General features: G+C 69.5%; 17 protein-coding genes. 5 read left to right on the forward strand and 12 right to left on the reverse strand.

All coding sequences use genetic code 11. The features are described 5' to 3' along the window. Nucleotides 1-202 precede the first annotated feature (202 nt). Genes hisB through hisD form a run of 3 tightly spaced genes read right to left on the reverse strand, consistent with a single transcriptional unit; the run spans nucleotide 203 to nucleotide 3,203 of the window. Nucleotides 203-802: an imidazoleglycerol-phosphate dehydratase HisB gene (hisB, locus tag ACFV15_RS43010; RefSeq protein WP_091296522.1), complete on the reverse strand. Its 600-nt coding sequence runs from the start codon at nucleotides 800-802 to the stop codon at nucleotides 203-205. Beyond that, nucleotides 799-1,890 carry a histidinol-phosphate transaminase gene (locus tag ACFV15_RS43015; protein ID WP_378358582.1) on the reverse strand — a complete coding sequence of 364 codons (1,092 nt, stop codon included), beginning with the start codon at nucleotides 1,888-1,890 and terminating at the stop codon, nucleotides 799-801. Before ACFV15_RS43015 ends, hisB begins: the two co-directional genes overlap by 4 nt. Next, nucleotides 1,887-3,203 carry a histidinol dehydrogenase gene (gene hisD / locus ACFV15_RS43020; RefSeq protein ID WP_378358584.1) on the reverse strand — a complete coding sequence of 439 codons (1,317 nt, stop codon included), beginning with the start codon at nucleotides 3,201-3,203 and terminating at the stop codon, nucleotides 1,887-1,889. Before hisD ends, ACFV15_RS43015 begins: the two co-directional genes overlap by 4 nt. Nucleotides 3,204-3,276: 73 nt before the next feature. On the opposite strand from hisD, the gene ACFV15_RS43025 reads away from it, so the two are divergent. Continuing rightward, complete coding sequence (locus ACFV15_RS43025; RefSeq protein WP_378358586.1) at nucleotides 3,277-4,071, forward strand: carbon-nitrogen hydrolase family protein; 795 nt, start codon at nucleotides 3,277-3,279, stop codon at nucleotides 4,069-4,071. Here the strand turns inward: ACFV15_RS43025 and ACFV15_RS43030 are convergent. Further along, complete coding sequence (locus ACFV15_RS43030) at nucleotides 4,068-4,892, reverse strand: maleylpyruvate isomerase N-terminal domain-containing protein (RefSeq protein WP_378358588.1); 825 nt, start codon at nucleotides 4,890-4,892, stop codon at nucleotides 4,068-4,070. The two genes, ACFV15_RS43025 and ACFV15_RS43030, sit on opposite strands and share 4 nt — an antisense overlap. Before the next feature lie 152 nt (nucleotides 4,893-5,044). Between ACFV15_RS43030 and ACFV15_RS43035 the strand changes: the two genes are divergently transcribed. After that, entirely contained in the window at nucleotides 5,045-6,235 is a 1,191-nt protein-coding gene (locus ACFV15_RS43035) for a glycosyltransferase (protein WP_378358590.1), read from the forward strand. A gap of 39 nt (nucleotides 6,236-6,274) precedes the next feature. Here ACFV15_RS43035 and ACFV15_RS43040 read toward each other — a convergent pair whose 3' ends face one another. The 3 genes from ACFV15_RS43040 to eccB all read right to left on the reverse strand — a co-directional run bounded on the left by ACFV15_RS43040 (nucleotide 6,275) and on the right by eccB (nucleotide 10,313). Continuing rightward, complete coding sequence (locus ACFV15_RS43040) at nucleotides 6,275-8,089, reverse strand: hypothetical protein (protein ID WP_378358592.1); 1,815 nt, start codon at nucleotides 8,087-8,089, stop codon at nucleotides 6,275-6,277. 148 nt (nucleotides 8,090-8,237) lie between these two features. Continuing rightward, nucleotides 8,238-8,903, reverse strand: a complete 666-nt coding sequence (locus ACFV15_RS43045) for a response regulator (RefSeq protein WP_378358593.1) — start codon at nucleotides 8,901-8,903, stop codon at nucleotides 8,238-8,240. A gap of 3 nt (nucleotides 8,904-8,906) precedes the next feature. Beyond that, complete coding sequence (eccB, locus tag ACFV15_RS43050; protein ID WP_378358595.1) at nucleotides 8,907-10,313, reverse strand: type VII secretion protein EccB; 1,407 nt, start codon at nucleotides 10,311-10,313, stop codon at nucleotides 8,907-8,909. Between the two features lie 132 nt (nucleotides 10,314-10,445). Here eccB and ACFV15_RS43055 point away from each other — a divergent pair, with 132 nt between their 5' ends. Further along, nucleotides 10,446-11,519: a type VII secretion protein EccE gene (locus ACFV15_RS43055; protein ID WP_378358596.1), complete on the forward strand. Its 1,074-nt coding sequence runs from the start codon at nucleotides 10,446-10,448 to the stop codon at nucleotides 11,517-11,519. Here ACFV15_RS43055 and ACFV15_RS43060 read toward each other — a convergent pair. From ACFV15_RS43060 to ACFV15_RS43080, 5 genes are all read right to left on the reverse strand, one after another. Then, entirely contained in the window at nucleotides 11,516-11,848 is a 333-nt protein-coding gene (locus ACFV15_RS43060; protein ID WP_378358597.1) for a hypothetical protein, read from the reverse strand. The two genes, ACFV15_RS43055 and ACFV15_RS43060, sit on opposite strands and share 4 nt — an antisense overlap. A gap of 307 nt (nucleotides 11,849-12,155) precedes the next feature. After that, nucleotides 12,156-13,532: a type VII secretion integral membrane protein EccD gene (eccD, locus tag ACFV15_RS43065; RefSeq protein WP_378358599.1), complete on the reverse strand. Its 1,377-nt coding sequence runs from the start codon at nucleotides 13,530-13,532 to the stop codon at nucleotides 12,156-12,158. Beyond that, on the reverse strand, nucleotides 13,529-13,858 hold the full coding sequence (locus ACFV15_RS43070) for a YbaB/EbfC family nucleoid-associated protein (protein ID WP_245757633.1): 330 nt from the start codon (nucleotides 13,856-13,858) through the stop codon (nucleotides 13,529-13,531). Before ACFV15_RS43070 ends, eccD begins: the two co-directional genes overlap by 4 nt. Before the next feature lie 18 nt (nucleotides 13,859-13,876). After that, nucleotides 13,877-14,878 carry a WXG100 family type VII secretion target gene (locus tag ACFV15_RS43075; protein WP_378358605.1) on the reverse strand — a complete coding sequence of 334 codons (1,002 nt, stop codon included), beginning with the start codon at nucleotides 14,876-14,878 and terminating at the stop codon, nucleotides 13,877-13,879. A 68-nt stretch (nucleotides 14,879-14,946) separates the two neighbouring features. Beyond that, complete coding sequence (locus ACFV15_RS43080; RefSeq protein ID WP_378358601.1) at nucleotides 14,947-15,702, reverse strand: WXG100 family type VII secretion target; 756 nt, start codon at nucleotides 15,700-15,702, stop codon at nucleotides 14,947-14,949. A gap of 148 nt (nucleotides 15,703-15,850) precedes the next feature. On the opposite strand from ACFV15_RS43080, the gene eccCa reads away from it, so the two are divergent. Then, nucleotides 15,851-19,801 carry a type VII secretion protein EccCa gene (gene eccCa, locus ACFV15_RS43085; RefSeq protein ID WP_378358603.1) on the forward strand — a complete coding sequence of 1,317 codons (3,951 nt, stop codon included), beginning with the start codon at nucleotides 15,851-15,853 and terminating at the stop codon, nucleotides 19,799-19,801. Between the two features lie 117 nt (nucleotides 19,802-19,918). After that, on the forward strand, nucleotides 19,919-20,608 hold the full coding sequence (locus ACFV15_RS43090; RefSeq protein ID WP_378358604.1) for a S1 family peptidase: 690 nt from the start codon (nucleotides 19,919-19,921) through the stop codon (nucleotides 20,606-20,608). The last annotated feature ends 122 nt before the right edge of the window (nucleotides 20,609-20,730 follow it).

Here is a 20,730-nt window from a genome sequence, read left to right on the forward strand (position 1 = left end):
ATCACCACAACACCCCTGGTCACCACGCCGACAGGCCGGTCAGTGTCTGTGAGGTCCTGAAACATCAACTGTCCGGGAAGTCCTGAAAACAGACAGCCGGTTCTAACCGGCCATACCACTCACGACCTCTCTCTAACCGTCGGCAACGCTCACGAGCCTGAGCCCGAAGGCCGACGGGATAGAGCCCGCTTTATCCCGGTCGCTAGAGAACGCCCTTGGTGGACGGGATGCCGCCCGCGCGGGGGTCGGGCTCGGTCGCGGCACGCAGTGCGCGCGCGACGGCCTTGTACTGGGCCTCCGCGATGTGGTGCGGGTCGCGGCCGTGCAGCACCCTGACGTGCAGCGCGATCTGCGCGTGGAACGACAGCGAGTCGAACACGTGCCTGGTCAGCACGAACGGGTAATTCCCGCCGATGGTGAACGAGTTGAACTGCTCCGGCTCGCCCAGGTGCACGCAGAACGGCCGCCCGGAGACGTCGATCGCGGCGTGCGCGAGCGTCTCGTCCATCGGGATCCACGAGTCGCCGAAGCGGCGGATGCCGCTCTTGTCGCCGAGTGCCTGGCGCAGCGCCTGGCCCAGCACGATCGCGGTGTCCTCGACCGTGTGGTGCGCGTCGATGTGCACGTCACCGGTCGCCTCGACCTTGAGATCGAGCGAGCCGTGCACGCCGAACGCGGTCAGCATGTGGTCGTAGAACGGCACACCGGTGGAGATCTCCACCTGACCGGTCCCGTCCAGGTCCAGCTGGACCAGTATCGACGATTCCTTCGTGGTCCGTTCGATTTTTCCGACGCGGGTCATCGGGGCACCTCCTTGCTCGCCTCGAGGAAGGCGTCGTTCTCTTCGGGGGTTCCGATGGTCACCCGCAGGTGGCCCTCGATACCGACATCCCTGATCAGCACCCCGTTGTCCACATAAGACTTCCAGCTCGACGGCGCGTCGGCGAACCGTCCGAAGAGGACGAAGTTCGCGTCGCTCGGCACCGGCGTGAAACCCAGGCCCAGCAAGGCTTCCACGACACGGTCACGCTCGGCTGCCAGCTTGTGCACCGACGCCAGCGTCGCGTCCGCGTGCCGCAGTGCCGCACGAGCGGCAGCCTGCGTCAGCGCGGAGAGGTGGTACGGCAGGCGCACCAGCTGGAGCGCGTCGACGACGGCCGGCGCCGCGGCGAGGTAGCCGAGCCGTCCGCCAGCGAACGCGAACGCCTTGCTCATCGTGCGCGAGACGATCAGCTTCGCCGGGTACTCGGCGAGCAGTTCCACCGCACTGGGCTGCGACGAGAACTCGGCGTACGCCTCGTCCACGACCACGATGCCCGGCGCGGCCTTGAGCACACCCGCCAGGTCCGCCAGCGGGATCGAGCCGCCGGTCGGGTTGTTGGGGCTGGTCACGAACACGATGTCCGGCTGTCGCGTGTGGACGATCTCGGCCGCTTTATCCATGTCCAGCGAGAAATCCGGGCGACGCGGCGTCGGCACCCAGTCGGTCTTGGTGCCCGCCGAGATGATCGGGTGCATCGAGTACGACGGCTCGAAGCCCAGCGCGGAGCGTCCCGGACCGCCGAAGGCCTGCAGGATCTGCTGCAGGATCTCGTTGGAACCGTTGGCGGCCCACAGGTTCCGCTCGGTCAGCGCCACACCCGTCGACGTCGTCAGGTACGCCGCGAGGTCGCGGCGCAGCTCGACGGCGTCGCGGTCCGGGTAGCGGTGCAGGTTCGCCGCCGCCTCGCGGACCGCTTCCGTGACGTCCGCGACGAGCGCGTCCGGCGGCGGGTACGGGTTTTCGTTGGTGTTGAGCCGAACCGGGATGTCCAGCTGCGGCGCGCCGTACGGCGATTTGCCGCGCAGGTCCTCGCGCAGCGGCAGATCGTCCAAGGTCACTTCGTTCATGACGGGAACCTCGCCGTCACCGCTTCGCCGTGCGCGGGCAGGTCTTCGGCGTTGGCGAGCGCGACGACCTTCGACGCGACGTCGCGCAGCGCCTGCTCGCTGTAGTCCACGATGTGCATGCCCTTGAGGAAGCTCTGCACGGACAGGCCGGACGAGTGCCTGGCGAACCCGCCGGTCGGCAGCACGTGGTTGGAGCCCGCGCAGTAGTCGCCGAGCGAAACCGGCGCGTACGCGCCGACGAAGATCGCGCCCGCGTTGCGCACCCGGGCGGCGACCTCGCGCGCGTTGGCGGTCTGGATCTCCAGGTGCTCGGCGGCGTACGCGTCGACGACCCGGACGCCGTCCTCCACAGTGGACACCAGCACGGTGCCGGACTGCTTGCCCCGCAACGCGATCCCGACGCGCTCCGAGTGCTTGGTCGCGCTGACGCGCCGCCGCAGCTCCGCGTCGACGGCGTCGGCCAGCTCCGGCGAGGTCGTCACGAGGACGCTCGCGGCGAGCGTGTCGTGCTCGGCCTGGCTGATCAGGTCGGCCGCGACGTGCGCGGGGTCGGCCGTCTCGTCGGCGAGGATGGCGATCTCGGTCGGCCCGGCCTCGGAGTCGATGCCGATCAGGCCGCGCAGCATGCGCTTGGCGGCGGTCAGGTAGATGTTGCCGGGCCCGGTGACCAGCGCGACCGGCACCAGCTCGGTGCCGTCGGTGTCGACGCCGCCATAGGTCAGCAGCGCGACGGCCTGCGCGCCGCCGACCGCCCAGACCTCCTCGACCCCGAGCAGCTCGGCGGCCGCCAGGATGGTCGGGTGCGGCAGCCCGCCGAACTCGGCCTGCGGCGGCGAGCACAGCACGAGCGTTTCGACGCCCGCGGCCTGCGCCGGGACGACGTTCATGACCACGCTGGACGGATACACCGCGAGCCCGCCCGGCGCGTACAGGCCGACCCGGTCGATCGCGAGCCAGCGCTCGGTGACCGTGCCGCCGTCGACGACGGTCGTCGTGACGTCCTCGCGCCGCTGGTCGGCGTGCACCTTGCGGGCGCGCGCGATGGACTCCTCCAGCGCGGCACGGACCTGCGGGTCCAGCTCGGACAGTGCCTTGGCCAGCTGCTCGCGGGGCACGCGCACACTCTCGGGGCGCACCTTGTCGAACCGCTCGGTGAACTCGAGCACGGCCTCGACGCCACGGTCACGGACCGCCTCGACCACCGGCCGCACCTGATGCAGTGCCGCGTCCACGTCGATCTCCGCGCGCGGCAGCGTGGCACGCAGTTCGGCGGCGGACGGGATCTGCCCTCGCAGGTCGGTTCGGTTCAGCATGGGACCAGGGTACGAGGTGGCCTCAGCGGGCATACTCCGTGGTGACGCCCGCACCACATGTTGGGAGACCACCGTGCCGCGTATCGGCCTCTGCCAGGTCACTTCGAGTGACGAGCCGGACACGAACCTCAAGCTCATCCGCGAGGGCGTCGCCGACGCGGCGGGCCGGGGCGCGCGGATCGTCGTGTTCCCCGAGGCCGCGATGGCACGGTTCGGCATCCCGCTGGGACCGCTCGCGGAGCCTTTGGACGGTCCATGGGCGACGGCCGTGGCGGGCATCGCGGCCGAGTACGACGTGCTGATCGTGGCCGGGATGTTCACCCCGTCCGACGACGGCCGGGTGCGGAACACGCTGCTCATCACCGGGCTCGGCGAGCACCGCGGCTACGACAAGATCCACCTCTACGACGCCTTCGGCTTCCGCGAGTCCGACACGGTCGCGCCCGGCTCCTCGCTGGTGCGGTTCACTGTGGACGGCGTCTCGTACGGCGTCGCCACCTGCTACGACCTGCGCTTCCCGGAATTGTTCCGCGCGCACGGCGAGGCGGGCGTCGCCGCGGTGCTGGTGCCCGCGTCGTGGGGTGCGGGCGAGGGCAAGCGCGAGCAATGGGAAGTCCTCGCGCGTGCCCGCGCGCTCGATTCGGGAGCCTGGGTGGTCGCGGTCGGCCAAGCCGACCCCGCGGCGACCGGCGTTTCGGTGAATCCGAAAGCGCCGACGGGAATCGGCCACTCGATCGTGTCCGACGGATTCGGCCGAATGTCTGCCTCTTTGGGCAGCGCGCCCGAAACAGTGGTGGTCGATATCGATCCTGAAATCGCGGAAAAGGCCCGCGTGGCCACTGGGGCGTTGGCGAATCGCCGCCTTTAGGGCAGGCGGACGGTCTTCAAGAACCTCGGCAGCAGCCATGGCCGCGGCCCGCTGACGACGATCTTGCCGCTGAGTACCGCACGCGCCTTGCCGACGCGGTGGAAGTTCATGAGGTTGAGTGTCGCCGGGTCGAAACGCAGGCGCACATCGTTGTCGTCACGCGGCTCTTCGACCGTCACTTCGCCCCGATGCAGCACCAGCGTCACCGGTTTCGTGTAGTCGGACCGGAAGCCCACCGCGATCCGTTGTTCGCGTGGCGGCTCGTCGTTGTCCAGCAGGTGACCGCTGTCGCGGCGCAGCATCCCGACCAGGAACAGGTCGAAGAACAGGGCCGCGTCGCACGGCGGGATCGGCCATCTCCCGATGTCCCAGCCGTGGATCAGCAGTTCGTTGACCAGATGCGCGAGCACTCCCGCGCGAGGCACCCGCGAATCACCGAGCCACGGCAGCGGTTCCCCGGGGTCGAGCCCCTCGCTGACCTGGAGTATCACGTCGATGTCGGACTGGAGCCGCTCGATGATCCTGCCGGTGTCGCGCTCGGTGAAGTGGGCGAGCGCGGTCGCGTTGAGGTCCGAGACGGTGTCGACCGTGGTGGTGAGCGCCGCGGCTCGCAGCGGAGACGGGGCCTGGCCGGAGCCGACTTGACCGGCGTAGAGCCGGGCGATGACCGCGACGTGGGCCGCGGTGTCCGCGACGGTCCAGTCCTTGGTCGCCTTCGCGTCAGGGTCACTGGCGGACACCAGCTCGGCGAAGCGGTCCCCGGTGTGCTTGAGCGAGGCGCGCACGGCTTGCCAGTGAATGTCCGTGATAGGGGAAGGCATGATTCCAGTGAACACCGAAACGGCTTGAGCGGGTTTATCGCGACGTGCTCGTTTTTCTTCCCATTTAAACTTATAGCAGCGGGTGGGTCTTGTGGCAAGACCCCGGTCCTGGTCCACAATTCATGGCCTTGACCGAGTGAGGGGAATTCTCAATGCGTGTTCTGCTGTCCACGATCGGGTCGCGTGGCGATGTCCAGCCGGTGGTGGCGCTGGCCGCTCACCTGAAGCGGCTCGGGCACGAGGTCCGCGTCTGCGCGCCGCCCGACTTCCGCGCTCAGGTCGAAGGCCTGGCTGTCCCGTTCATCCCGGTGGGTCCCGAACTGCGGTCGACCGGCAAGACCGGCATGGTCGCGCCGCCCACGCCGCAGCAGCGGCGCCAGTTGATCGAAACCACGGTCGCCGACCAGTTCACGGCACTCATGTCGGCCGCCGAAGGCTGCGACGTCATCGTCGCGGGCGGCTACCTGGTCATCGCAGGCCGTTCGGTCGCCGAGCACCTGGGCATCCGCTACGTGATGGCGGCCTATTGCCCGGTGTTCCTGCCATCCCCGCATCACGCGCCGCCGGTGTTCCCGATGCTGGGCGACACACCGGGTTCCGCCGACAACGCGACGCTGTGGGAGCGCGATCAGCACAAGTACGCCATCTTCCGCGACCCGCTCAACGCGCATCGGGAAGCGCTCGGCCTGGCTCCGGTCACCGATGTGCGTGCCCACCTGTTCACCGACAAGCCTTGGCTGGCGGCCGACCCCGTTTTGGCGCCATGGCCGCCGACCGACGGCCTGGACGTGACGCAGACGGGCGCGTGGATCCTGCCGGACGAGCGCCAGCTGTCCGCCGAGATCGAAGCCTTCCTGGAGGCGGGCGAGCCACCGGTCTACTTCGGCTTCGGCAGTATCCGCGCGCCCCAGGACCTCAGCCGCGCCATGATCGAGTCCGCCCGCGCGCTCGGCAGGCGGGCGATCGTGCTGCAGGGCTGGGCCGATCTGTCGCTTGTGGACGACGCCGATGACTGCCTGTCGATCGGCGAAGTCAACCAGCAGGCACTGTTCAAGCGGGTCGCGGCGGTCGTCCACCACGGCGGCGCCGGGACGACGACCACGGCCGCGCGCGCCGGTGCGCCCCAGGTCGTGATCCCGCAGCACAGCGACCAGTTCTACCTCGCGGACCGGGTCGCTTCGCTGGGCATCGGCGTCGCGCACGACGGCAGCACGCCGACCACCGCTTCGCTGACGTCAGCGCTCGCGCGGGCTCTGGAACCGGAGGTGGCGGCGAACGCGAAGGGCATCGCCGGCACCGTGCGCACCGACGGCACCGCCGTCGCCGCCCGCCTGCTGGTCTAGGTCGTGAGTGGTACGGCCGGTTCTAACCGGCCGTACCACTCACGAGCCCTTGACGCGAAGCCGCTGAACCGACCCATCGCTGGTACCCGCGAACAACCAGGCCCCATCCGGCGAAGCGACCACCGACTCGGTCGACGGCGCACCGCCGAGCTTCGTCCAAGTCCGCCCGCCGTCGGAGCTGCGCAGCACCGGCGACTCCTTCGACGCGGCGTACAGAACGCCGCCGCGGCCGGAGGTCAAGGCCGAGAGCCGTGGCGTCGGGTAGGACTTGAACGTCTTGCCGCCGTCGAGGCTCACCCGCACCGACTGGCCGACCGCGACCACCACGCGCTCGCCGTCGATCGCGATGGCGTCGACCGTGCCGTCGAGCACCTTCGTCATCGTGACGCCGGTGTCCGCGCTGTGGTAGAGCCCGCTCACGTCGCCGATCCACACCGAGTCCAGGCCGTGCTGGTCGATCGCGATCGCCTTGACGCCGCGGAGTTCGTCGTGGATGCGGGGCACCAGGGTGTCGCCGGCCTCCTCGCTGAAGTAGAAGGCGTTGACCAGGTACGCCGCGACGTACATCCGCTTGCGCGGCAATGCCGGGTGGATGGCGATGGACCGGGTGTTGCCGTCGACCGCGGTGAGGAACTTCCAGGTCTTGCCCGAGTCTTCCGACCGCTCCAGGAAGATCGCGTCGTTGCTGCCGCGGTAGCCGTTTCGCCCGCGCAGCACCACGTTCGGTGTCTCGGGGTTGACCGCCAGTGCGCCGACGCGGTTCCCGATGGCGGCGGGCGCCTTGCCGTCGAAGCCCCACTCCTGCTCGCGGGCGGGGAGCGTGGTCCGGAACGAGCCGACCATGGTGCCCGCGATCAGCGACTCGCCGGTGATGGCCAGCGAGTAGACGACGCCGGCAGGCAGACCGATGCGCTGGAACGTGTTCGCGTCGCTCGTGGTGTAGATGCCGCCGCTGCCATAAACGACCTGCTCGGCCGGGCGGTCGGGGAAACTGCCGAGGTCTTCGTAGACGTCGAGCTTGGCCAGGCCCTGCGTGGCGCGCCAGGTGCGCCCGAGATCGGCGCTCACCCAATGCCCTTGCAGGCTCTCGACCTGCAGCTCACCGGTCGCGGTGAGCGCGGCGAAGAGGATCCAGCCCGAGAACGGTCCCTTCAGCTCCTGCCAGGTCGCGCCCTTGTCGATCGACAGGTGCACGCCGCCGGACGATCCGCCGCCGGTGAGCACCTTGTCGCCGTGCACGGTGAGATGGGAACCGGCCGTCACGGGCGCTTTCGTGCTCTTGCCATTCCGGATGATGTACAGGTCATGCCCAGCGGTGACGAACAAATCCGAGCCGATGGCACGCAAACTGTCCGCCTCGGCCGGAGAGCCGCCGATCAGTTTCCATTTCCGGCCATCGGGACTGCGGTACACGCCTTTCTCACCGGACGCGTACACCTGCCCATTCGCGATCAGCACGTCAGTGACGTCGCCGTCCATTGTCAGCACCGCTTGGAATGTCGCGCCCGCGTCGGTACTGCGCAGCACGGCGCCCTTGCCACCGCCGCCGACATATCCCGCGACATAGACCAGATCGGGATTGCGCTGATCGGCGGCGAGCTTCGTGCCCCTGAGGTGGCCGCCGGGATACAAACCGCCCTGCCGCCAGGTGTGGCCGCGGTCGTCGGACCGGTACAGCCGATGATCCGCTGGCGGCTGCGCGTAAATCCGCGCGGGCTTGGCGCTGCTGAAAGCCAGATATCCGCCGATGGTATTGGGACCGACCGATTCCCAGGTCCCGCTCGGTGGAGCCGCCGCGTTCGCGGGCGGGGTGAGCACGCACAAAGCGAGCACCAGCGACACCAGGAATCTCATTGAGGGCTCCGCATTCCGCGAATGGGCAAGGCCAGCGCAGATTAGCGCGAATGATCACCCACGGGAATGGCCCGGTCACCGGCACCCGGAATGCCGAACGCCCCTTCCGTCACAATTTCCGGAAGGGGCGTTCGTGAATTGTCGAAACTCAGTGCACGGCAGGCTCCGGGACGATGCCTTCCTTGATCGCGATCAAGGTCAGCCCGGCGCGACGGCGCTCGCCGGTCTTGTCACGGATCCGGTCCAGGTACGACCGGACGGTCCGCACGCTGATGCCCAGGTCCTCGGCGATGTCCACGTCCCGCTCGCCACCGGCGACCAGCTTCAGCACCTCACGCTCGCGCTTGGACAGGTCGATGCGCGGCCCGGCGTTGCGGTCGTGCGAGGCGTCGATGACCATCGAGGCCAAGGTCGGCGACACGTACGTGTTGCCGGCGTGGATCGTCCTGATCGCGCGCAGGATCTCCTCGCCGTCGGCGTCCTTGGACAGGTAGCCGTGCGCGCCGGCGCCGATCGCGCCGAGCACCTCGTTCTTGCCCGCGTGCGCGGACACCACCAGCACCTTGTGCCCCATGCCGTTGACCTCGAGCACGGCGGCCGCGTCGGCGACCCCGCGCAGCTTCAGGTCGAGCACGATCACGCTGCCCGGTGGCTGCTTGCTGACCGCGAACTTCGCCACCGAGTCCTCGACCGCGCCGAGCTCGATGTCGTCGGCCTCGGCCAGCACGCGCGCGACCGCGTCGCGATACAGCGGGTGGTCCTCGATCACACCGACTTTGATGCGTTCACGCCGCATCGGCTGTTCCTCAGTCATCCCTCACCCCGCTCCTGCCACCGGAGCCACGAGCTGGGCGGCCGCGGCCGGATCCAGCGCGGGCCCGGTGGGCACCAGTCCCAGCAAACCACTCGAAACAGCTTGTTTCCGCACCGCTCCGTAGCCCAGCGCGGCCAGCGCCTGCGCGCTCGCCACCGGATACTTCAGCCCCGTGTCGGTCACCAGGTAAACCGTGCCCGAGCCCATCAGCTCGGTCACCACCGCTCCCCCGGACGGCGGCACGAACACCTCGTCCGCGGCGCGGGCGTCGGTCTTCGGCGCCGCGATCGCCCGCCCGCCCGGCGGCGCGCCGGACAGCACGATCCTGGCCGGACCGGCGCCGTCGCCCTCGGCGCAGACCGTCACCACGCCGCCGGTCACCGTGAGCAGCGCCGGGATGCGCCCCGGATAACCACCCGCGTTCTCCGCCGTCACCCGGCCGGTCTTCGCCACCTCGGCGGCCTTGACGACCGTCGTGCCCGGCTTCTCGTAGGCGTCGGAGTTGGCGGGTGCCGCCATGATCAGAGCCGCTTCCGTCTGGGTGACGACCTGCAGCCCGTCCTTGCGCACCAGATAATAACCGGCTGGAGTGCCGGTCACCGCGTCATTGACCACCAGTATCTGCCCGACCTTGGTGGCGGTGGTCCCCACCTTCGGTCCCGCCCGCCCGGCGTCGGCGACCGCGATGAAGCTCAGGTCGCGCCCGGCGGGCACGGTGTTGAGCCATCTGCCGGACACCACGACGGCCGAACCGGCGTCGTAGCCGAGCGCCGCGCTCGCGTCCGCGCTCAGCTTGTACCGCTGCCCGCCCGCGATGAGGTACCGCTCGCCGCCCGCGAGGCGCACCAGCAGCCCCTCGGCCGACCCGACCTCGCGGCCGGTGGCGGCGGCGCCGAGCACGACGACGGACGTCGGCTCGGCCGAGGAGGGTGCGTCCGGTGTGGTCTTCGAGCAGCTGTTCCACCGGCTCGTCACGAGATTGCCGGCGCCGGGCAGCGAGTCGGGCGCGCCGGCGATGCCGACGCCGCCACCACGCGGCGCGGTGGCGAGGTTCTTCGCCGAGACCGAGACGGTCGCGTCGCCGTTACCGCCGGCGAGCAGCCGCGCCGAGGCGTAGTTCAGCACCGGATGCAGCGCGTTGTCCTGCCCGAGGATGTACCTCGCCCCGGTGCCCTCCTCGACGATGACGTGCCCGCCTGCCAGCCAGTCCTTGCCGCCGGACGGTTTGAGCAGGCCGATCACCCCGAACACGGCCGTGACCAGCAGCATCACCGCGACACCGAGCACCGTGCCCAGAACCAGGCGCCTGCTCGGCGAAACCGGATGGTTCGCGTCGGCGGCCACCAGCGCCGAAACCAGTCTCCGGCGCAGGAACTGATACGCCTGGATCTGATCTCGCTGCGTCCACACCCTTCCTAACCCCCGCTCTTCGACCAGGGCTCATGTTAGGCGTCGATAACCCGCGCTTGTGTGGGCAATTTTTCCGGCAGCGGGAAACGCGTTGCCCGATAACGTTGTCCCCAGTCAGGAAGGGGTGGCGCTGTGTCTGTCGACGCGCCCGCGAGCGGGGTGCTCACACCGCGGGCGGCTGGGCCGAAAGTGTCGGTGGCGACCGCACCGTGGATCTTGCCGGTGCGTGCCATCCAGGTCGCGATCTGGGAGATCGCCGCGCTGGCCGTGCTGCTGGCCTACACGGTCGACGGCGTTTCGCAGCCGATGCGGATCACGGTCGCGGCGGTCGCCGGACTGATCTTCGTGACGACCTCAGTGCGCATCGCGGGCAAGCATGTGGCCGGCTGGACGGTGACCTGGCTCGGCCATCGCTTGCGCCGCCACGACAGCAGGCGTGACAGCCCCGACCCGCTGCACCGCATCGCGGGCGCTTTGAAGGTGCGCCAGCACGTCGACCGGGCGGGCAACCGCTTCGGCGTCGCCGAGATCGACGGCGGCTGGTCGGCCATCGTCCGCCTCAAGGGCCCGATGACGCCCGACACCGCGACGGTCGTGCGCATCCTGCGCGACACCTACCGCCGCGCCGACATCCCGCTCTCGACCGCGCAACTGCTCACCTGGACGGTCGCGCGCGGCCAGACCGGCAAGCCGTACCGGGTGCATTGGCTGACCGTGCGCTATCGCCCCGACGAGGCCCCGGTCGCCGCGCTGGCTCGCGGCGGCGGCGAACTCGGCGCGTTGCGCAGCACGGCCTGCGCCGCGCTCGGCCTGATGGGCGCGCTCGCCGAAGCGGGCTACGAGAGCACCGTTCTCGAGGCGAACGAACTCGCCGAAGAACTCCGCGTCGCGCTGGGTGCCGGACGCCAGGCCGAGCCTGCCGACGCTTGGCGTTCCTGGTCTGCCGGCCAAGCGACGCAGGTCTGCTTCGCGCCGGTGGCAGACCACGACGCCATCGACGCGCTCGACGTTTTCGTCCCGGCCGCGGCTTTCACGGCCAGCTCGTACACCCTGCGCCGCACTCCCGGCGGCAAGGAGAAGGCGGACGTGGTGATCCGCGTCGGCGGCGAACTTCGCGCTTCGGAGCTGGGCATCCGCGCGGTTCCGCTGCATGGCCGTCACGCGTCCGGTGTCAGGCGCTCATTGCCGCTCGCGCTGGTCTCTTAAGGCTTCCCGACCTTTACGACGGCTTGGCCGCCTTCGACGGCGATGATCTTGAAGGACTCGCCGTTGAGGCTGAGCGTCCGGTCCGCGATGCCCGAGGCGGAGAGGCTCACGTTGATCCCGCCCGAGACTTCGACGCGGTCGTCCTTGACGGTCACCAAGACCGGACCGAGCTTGGCGTTCGGAATCCGGTCGCCGGTCTTGACCAGCACCTCGCAGCTGCCGTCCGAGCAGGCCGCGACGTTCGTACCGTCCGCGGCGGCGGGCAAGCCGCCGCCTCCGGAGCCGCACGCGGCCAGTAGCAGCAGGGGTGGCACCCACCTGAGAGTCATGGGGGAAGCGTAGGAAGTCCGGCCGGGGAGGGGTCCCGGGTGAAAAACTCGTGAGCGTTACGGGCGGTTATTGGGCGGAAGGGCAAAGGTGTCATGTCGTGCTGGGCGACCTTGGCCTGCTTCCGCCCTGGCCACGAAAGAGTGAAGCGAGGGTGCCCCCGAATGCGTACTACGCACCCAACGGCCCCCTCACTTCAAGCCCGCCCGAGGCTTACGGGCACCCCGCCGGACTTGGTAAAGGAATCCCTCACCAGCCAGCCACATTCGGCTTTCCGCGCAATAGAACCGGCCGTACCACTCACGACCCCTAGCCTCGGACGGCCTCGTAGACCCCGGCGATCATGCCCACGAAAGGCACCAGCGAGAGCAGCGCGAGGAACTCGCTGACGTCCAAAAGCCTGCCCCAGTAAGGGGAACGCATCCCGCGCGCGACCCGTCCCGCGTACACCAGGCAGATCACCGCGCCGACGGCCACCGCGAGCCCGGCCGCGAACAGGAACGCGGGCGAACCCCGCGACACCAGCCAGAACCCGGCGCAGACCAGCGCGGCCCCGCCGAAAGCCACCAGCACGATCCGCTGCACAGCGCCCGCGTAGGACCGCGAACGCAGCATCCACGTGATCCCCAGCAGCGCGACCAGCCCGCCTTCCCAAGGCCCGCCGAAGGAAAGCACCACGGACGACGCCAGCATCAGCAGGCCCAAAGCGAACAGCAGGCCGCTCAGCAGTCCCTGCGCGCGAGCCGTCTGGCCGACCATGTCCGCGCCGAGTGACGGCTGTTCGTTGGCACGGAACGAATCCATGTCATCCGGCACCCGAGGCAGCGGCAACCGGCCGAGCCGCAACGCGAGCATCGGCGCGACCGCCGCCAACGCCGTCGCCAGGACCGCGAGCACCGAAGCGGCCGCGACCGGGCGTGCGTCGAACAGCAGCACGAAAGCAGTGGTCAACGCGCCGAGCCCGGCGGAGCCCGCGACCGCCACGAACCACGGCAGCCGATCCGCGACGACGACCGCGCCGAGCACCGCGTACACCGTCACCGTCGCGAGCCCGGCGCCCAACGGCCCGGCAGCCAGCGAAAACGGCGCGTGCGGTGGCAACGCGGACATCCCGGCGAGCAGTGCCGCGCCCACTCCGGCCAACGCTCCGGCCGCACCGGCGCCAGCGTCACCGTAGGCGCGGCTCAGCGCGCCGCCGCCCAGAAGCAGGATCACGGCCAGCAAGCCGGTCCCGATCGGCGCGAGCACCGTCCCGGCCGCCGACGTCTGCAACAGCACCGCCGCGCCGAGCAGCAACCCGACCGCCGCCGCGATGCCGCCGCGGCGGGCGATCGCGGGCGTCCACGCGCCGGTGCCGGACTCGGCGACGCTGGCGATGGAGTCGACGACGTCGTCGAACAGCAGCGGACCCCGCGGGCGTTCCCGCGGGGTCAGGTGCAGCACTTCGCCGTCACGGATCTGGGCAGCGGCGACGCTCAGGCCGAGTGCGAGCGGCGCGCCGCCCAGCCGGGAGAGCACCCAGCCGGGATGGTCGGCCGACGCCTGCCCGGAGGCCGCCGCCAGCCGGACCAGCTGCGGCACGAGCTCGGCGAACGTGCTCTGGGGTGGCAGCGCGACGTCGACGCGCGCGCGGGGAGTGACCACCGTGACGCGCCGGGTCGAGCCGGAGGAGACCGCCGCTGTCATGACTCGAGCGAGCCGGCCTGCTCGATCACCGGCGCGAACTTCGCCGCCGAGTTCTCGGCCAGCTTCTGCAGGCCGTTGTTGACCGCTTCGAGCACGATCTCGCCGAGGTTGCGGGCGTCGTAGCGGCGGACGGTCTCGGGATCGATGTCGATCGAGGTGAACCGGCCGTCACCGCGCAGCGTCACGGTGACCTCGTTGTTCCGCGAGTGGGCCTTGACCTCCATGGCCTCGACCGAGCGCTGGATCCGCTGGACCTCCTCGGTCTGGCGGCGCACCTGCTCGAGCAGTTCGTCCATGTCCGGCACGGCGTAGGGATCGGTGTTCAACTGGGGAGCCTTCCTGGATTAGCTGTTGGCCGCGTCGTAGTTGACGTGCTCGGTGTAGTGCTGGCCGTTGTAGGTGATGTCGATGTCGACCTTGGCGTCCTGCCCGGCGGGCGCCTGGATCTCCGAGTGACCGGTGGTCAGGTCGGTCTTGATGATCACGTGGTCACTCGTCGGCACCGACGCTGGCGGGGTTGCGCCGTTCGCGGGCAACGTGGTCGCGGGCGGGGTCGCGCCATTCCCACCGTTGACGGGAATCCACGAATCCTGAGCGCCACCCGGGGAAGCACCGCCGCCACCGAGCGCGGGCGGCGTGTACTGCGTGAACGGCGGCGGCGTGGAACCCGTCGCGCCCGTGCCACCGGCGACGGCCTGGCCGGACGCCGACGCGACCGGCGCGGGCGCCTGCGGCGAGGTCACCGGCGTGCCGGAGATCGCCGTGTTGCCCGCGGTGGACGCGGCGCCACCGGCGGCCGGAGTGGTGCTCTTGCTGCCGAACAGCTTCTCGATGTCACCGATGATGGTGGCGAGCTGGCTGATCTGGTTGGCGAGCTGCACCACGCCGAGTGCCTTGAGCAGCGCGCCGATCGCGGTGATGAACGCGCGCAGCGTCGCACTGGTCGCCGTCGACAAAGCGACCGCGGCGCCGTAGGTCCACGGGTTCGACATCAGGCCGGCGACGATCGGGTTGACCGCGCCGACGACCGCCTTGTAGGCCGCCTGCGCGGTCTTGATCAGGGTGCCGGACACCCCCAGCAGTTCGGCACCCTTCTGCACCACCCCGATGATCTTCGTGAGCGATTCGAGCGAGTCGTGGATCTTCTTCAGCGCCGACTGCGAGGCCGCGCCGGACCAGGTCTTGGACAGCTGGTCGGCGGCCTTCTTGAAGTCCGTGTACAGCCCCACGAAGTCGGAAGCCTTCTTGAGCAGCTCAGCGACGTGCTTCGCGATCTGTTCCGGCGAACCGGTGTAGATCTGCGGCAGCACCGTGATGGGCCCGCCCGAAGCCGCGGTGGCGTCCATGGCGCTGGAGTTGGGATAGATCACTACTCAACCTCTCTGGAAGGTGGCTGCCAAAGACACGAGAAGACTTAAGAAGCCGGCCGGTAGACACTGACGTTGGCCAGTCCGCGGATGCCGGGGTCGACGAGACCGTGGTTGTAGAACAGCCCGCCGTCACCCGCGACGCCGATGAACGGCCGCCCGCCGGTGAACAGGCTCGGCTCGACCACGACCACATCGCCGCTGTGCACCCCGCCCGGCACGTCGCCGAACCCCCGCGCGGTGCCCGCGTACACCTCGATGACGCCGATCCTGGCCTGGTTGTCGGCGTTGCCGCCGAGCCAGTCGTTGAAGTCGGTCACCCCGTGGAACCTGGCCGCCGCCACGGGATACTCGCCGAGCTGCCCCAGACCCGCGTCCCCCAGGTAGCGCAGCACGTTCCCGACCGAATCGGGCTCGCCCGCCGCGCCGGCGCTGTCCTTGATCGCCGCCGTGGCCAGCTCGGACGCCTGGTGCGGGGTTCCCCAGATCTTCGCCATCAGGCCGCCGCCGTTGCCCGAGTACGCGCCGGCCACGGCACGGTCGGCGGCGTCGTACTCGTCGGCACTGCGCCGGACGAGATCGTTGACCTGCTGCAGCAGTGTGAGCAGCTTGCGCAGTGCGGTGACCTGGTAGCCCTGCATCGACGCGTTGGCCGAGGCCACGGCGTCGCCGAGCGCCGCGAAGGACAGGGGCGCGATGACGGTGCGTTCGAGGTCGGAGACCACGTTGATGCCCTGCACGATGATGCCGCCGACGTTCCCGACGGTGGAACGCATCGCTTCCGGCTGCGCCCGGTATTCCATGCCCCCTCCTTCCCGCCCATCCGCACTCGATACGCCAGCGTAGGTTCGGCCCGCGCGCGGAGCGGACGGCAAAAGTACCCACCGCAAGGCGTGAAGAAGTGGCCAAAATGATCGGCAGGGTACCCACGACCACCAAGGACCGCCACTGATGTCCCAGCGTTTGCCGATGATCGGCGAGCAGCCAGCCGAGATCGTCCTGCAGTCCCCGCCGATGATCCCCAAGGGCGGCTCCGGCGGAATGCTGCAGCTGCTCATGTTCCTGCCGATGATGCTGGGCATGGGCGCCATGTCGTTCGTCTACATCGGACGCGACGGCGGGGCGATGACCTGGATCTTCGGCGGCCTGTTCATCGTGGTGATGGGCGGCATGGTGGTGATGTCGCTCGGGCGGGGCGGCGCGGCGAAAAAGGCGGCGGTCAACGAGGAACGCCGCGACTATCAGCGTTATCTGGCCGGTCTCCGAGGCCAGGTCCGGGAAATCGCCGACGACCAGCGCGCCGAGATGATCTCGCTGCAGCCGGATCCGGCCGACCTCTGGGCCTATGTCGAGGCGGGGAAACTGTGGGATCGGCGGCGTGCCGCGCCGCAGTTCGGCCAAATCCGCGTCGGATCGGGGCCACAACGCCTGATTACGCCGTTGCGCGCGCCGCAGACTGTGCCGTTGGAAGACCTCGACCCGGTTTCCTCCACCAGTCTCAAGCACTTCATCCGCACGTATTCCACGGTGAACGACCTGCCGGTGGCCATCTCGCTGCGTTCGTTCGCGGCGGTCTATCTGTCCGGCAGGCGCCCTGACACGCTCGGCCTGACCCGTGCGCTGCTCGCGCAGCTGGTGACTTTTCACTCACCCACCGATCTGCGGATCGCGCTGTGCGTCGCCGGAAACCGGCTGCACGACTGGGAATGGGCGAAGTGGCTGCCGCACGCGACCGCGTCGACGGCCGCCGACGCGGCGGGCCCGCGACGGCTGGTGGCGGACAACGTCAAGACACTCGGCGAGCTGCTGGGCAACGACCTCGGCGAGCGCCCGGCGTTCAGCCGCAAGGGCCAGAGCCATGACCACCCGCACATCGTGGTGATCGTCGACGGCGGCCAGACCTACGGCGAGCCGCGGCTGATCACCGAGGCCGGGCACCTCGGGGTCACCGTGCTCGACGTCGGCACGGAGCAGCCGCGCGCGTCGTCGACCGAGCAGATCCTGTGCCTGCACAGCGGTCCCGGCCAGCTGGGCATGGTCGTCGGCGAGGGAAACGACGTCAAACTGGGCTTCCTGGGCAAGCCGGACGCGCTCGACCGCGGCTCGGCCGAGGCGCTCGCCCGCATGCTGACCCCGCTGTACCAGGGCACGGCCGTGGTCAGCGAAACGCCGATGTCCGCGACGTTCGGGCTCGCCGCGCTGCTGGGCATCGGCGACCCGCGCGACACCGACACGGCCGTGACGTGGGCGCCGCGCGCGCCGCGTGACCGGCTGCGGATCCCGCTCGGCGTGAACCCCGAGGGCCGCCCTGTCGAGCTGGACCTCAAGGAGTCCGCCGAGGGCGGCATGGGCCCGCACGGCCTGGTCATCGGCGCGACCGGGTCCGGCAAGAGCGAGCTGCTGCGCACGCTGGTGGTCGGACTGGCGGTCACGCACTCGTCGGAAAAGCTGAACCTGGCGCTGATCGACTTCAAGGGTGGCGCGACCTTCGCCGGGATGACCGGGCTGCCGCACACGTGCGCGGTCATCACCAACCTGTCCGACGACCTCTCGCTGGTCGACCGGATGGCCGACGCGATCAACGGCGAGGTGTTGCGGCGGCAGGAACTCCTGCACGCGGCAGGCAACTACGCCTCGGTGCGCGACTACGAGAAGGCACGCGAGAGCGGCGTCAACCTGAAGCCGCTGCCGTCGCTGCTGGTGATCATCGACGAGTTCTCGGAGCTCCTTTCTTCACGCCCCGAATTCATCGACCTGTTCGTCACCATCGGGCGGCTCGGGCGTTCGCTCGGCATCCACCTGCTGCTCGCCTCGCAGCGACTGGAGGAGGGCCGCCTGCGCGGGCTCGACTCGCACCTGTCCTACCGGATCGGCCTGCGCACGTTCTCCGCGCAGGAAAGCCGCGCGGTGCTCGGCGTCGCGGACGCGTACCAGCTGCCGTCGGTGCCGGGCTCGGCGTACCTGAAGGTCGACACGGACACGCTGATCCGGCTCAAGGCCGCCTACGTCTCCGGCGACCTGCCGCCGCGCAACCTGGTCGCGGCCGCGGCGGCCAAGAACTCCCATGTGCTGCCGTTCACGCTCGCGCCCGTCGAGATGCCGGTGGAGATCCCGGCGATGATCCACGACGAGCCCGAAGAATCCACATCGGACGGTCCAACCGAGACGATCATGAGCGCGATGGTCTCGCGGCTGGAGGGCAAAGGTCCCGAGGCACACCAGATCTGGCTGCCCCCATTGCAGGAACCGCCCACTTTGGACCAGCTGCTGCCGCCGCTCGGCATCGATCCCGAGCGTGGCCTGTGCCCGCTCGGCTGGGGCGGCAACGGCAAGCTGACCATTCCGGTGGCCCTGGTGGACAAGCCGTTCGAGCAACGCCGCGACATGCTGTGGGCGGACTTCGCGAGTGCCGGTGGGCACGCGCTGATCGTCGGCGCGCCGCAGAGCGGCAAGTCGATCCTGATGCGCACGATCGCCGGGATGCTCGCGCTGACGCACACCCCGCGTGAGGTCCAGCTGTTCATTTTGGACATGGGCGGTGGCGCGCTGGCCCCGCTTTCCGGGCTGCCGCACACTTCCGGTTACGCCACGCGGCGTGACGCGCAGCGGTGCCGTCGCGTCGTCGCCGAGCTGACCACGTTGCTCGAACAGCGCGAGGAGTTCTTCGCCGCACACGGCATCGAGTCGATCGCGACCTTCCGCCAGCGGCGCGCGGAGTTCACCGAGAGCCGCGATGACCGTGAATTCGGGGACGTGTTCCTGTTCGTGGACAACTGGACGACCATCCGGCAGGAATACGAAAAGCTCGAGGAGCAGATCACCGCGCTCGCCCAGCGCGGACTCGGGTTCGGCATCCACGTGATCATCTCACTGAACCAGTGGATGGGGATCCGTGCGCCGTTGCGCGACGCCATCGGCACCCGGTTCGAGCTGCGCCTCGGTGACCCCGCCGACTCGATCATCGACCGCAAGACCGCGCAGAACGTGCCAGCCGACGCGCCGGGCCGCGGGCTCACCTCGGAGAAGCTGCACTTCCTCGGCGCGCTCCCCCGCGTCGACTCCGACCAGCGCCCGGCCACGATCGGCGACGGCGGCGTCGACCTCGTCGAGCGGCTTTCACTGGCGTGGCAAGGAACGCGCGCGCCCCAGGTCCGGCTGCTGCCCGCCGAGATCCCGCTGGACTCGCTGCCGCCCGCGCCGGGCAAGCAGGTGCTGCTCGGCATCGCGGAGTCGAACCTCGGCCCGGTGGCACTCGATTTCGGGTCCGATCCGCACTTCCTGGCGTTCGGCGATGTCGAGTCCGGCAAGAGCTCGCTGCTGCGCGCGCTCGCACAGGGCATCATGAGCGCTTATACCCCCGACGAAGCGGCGATCGTGGTCGCCGATTACCGGCGCGGTCTCCTCGACGCGGTCACCGGACGGCATTTGCTCGGATACGCGGGTTCCGAAACGGTCTTGACCGGGTCGATCAAGGAATGCGAACAGGCAATGCGTTCGCGGCTGCCCGGTCCCGATGTCACCGCCGACCAATTGCGCAACCGGTCGTGGTGGAAAGGCCCGGAACTGTTCATCCTGGTGGACGATTACGAGCTCGTCGCGCAGGTCGGCCGTAACCCGCTGTTGCCTTTGCTGGAGTTCCTGCCGCAGGCACGCGACATCGGGCTGCACATCATCCTGGCCCGTGGATCGGGCGGCGCGGGCCGCGCGTTGTTCGAGCCGGTGCTCCAGCGCATCCGCGAACTCGGCTCTCCCGGCCTGGTCATGGCGGGTTCGAAGGACGAAGGGGTGCTGCTCGGCGACGTCAAACCGGGTCCGCAGCCGCCGGGCCGCGGCACGCTCGTCAGCCGCCGTCACGGCACCGGCCTGATCCAGGTCGCGTGGACCAAACCCGCCGACGCCTAACGGTTCACCTGACCAGCCCACGACTTTCGGCGCTTACCGGACTTCAAGACGGGGATTAACGTTCAATCGCTGCTTCAAGTTGAGCCCATTCCCTTACTTCCGGAGAAGGGTACATTCATGCGGATTTCCAAATTGATCGGCACCGTCGCGTCCGTCGCCGCCGCGCTGAGCATCGCGGGCGCGGGCGTGGCACAGGCGCAGACCGACATCATCGGCGGCGGGACGGTCAGCTCGGCACCCTGGGGCGCGCAGGTCTACTGGGCGGGCAGTTTCTCCTGCTCCGGCACCAGCATCGCGCCGACGTGGGTGCTCACCGCGCGGCACTGCGTCAGCTCGGGCGCGATGAGCGTCAAGGTCGGCAACGTGAACCTCGGCCAGGGCATCAACGCCACGGTCGCGCAGAAGTACACCTCACCCAACGGTGACATCGCGCTGCTGCGCCTGTCGACGGCCGCGGGCACCTCGCACGTCACGCTGTCGAGCGCGATCCCCGCGGTGGGCGCGACGAACCAGATCTACGGCTGGGGCCGCACGCTGAACAACAACCCGCCGTCGCCGATCCTGAAGACCGCCAACGTGCGCGTCACCGGCACCAGCACCGACGCTTACGGCGGCCCGGCGATCCGCAGCCAGGGCATCAACGGCGCCGCCTGGCACGGCGACTCCGGCGGCCCCGAGATGCAGAACGGCCAGCAGGTCGGCGTCTGCTCGACCGGCTCCAACTCCGGCAGCAACCCGCAGGGCACCCAGAACTACGCCCGCGTCGCCGCCAGCCGCGCCTGGATCAAGACCACCTCAGGCGTATAAGGACTCGTGAGTGGTATTGCCGGTTCTAACCCAATGCCGGGTAGTTAAGGCTTGGCCTGCGTTGTCAATCGGCACGTGAGCGAGTCGGTCGGGCCGCCGTCGGTGGCCCGACCACCAGCATC

This window comes from Amycolatopsis sp. NPDC059657 (genome assembly GCF_042734395.1).
In the GTDB taxonomy this organism is placed as follows: domain Bacteria; phylum Actinomycetota; class Actinomycetes; order Mycobacteriales; family Pseudonocardiaceae; genus Amycolatopsis.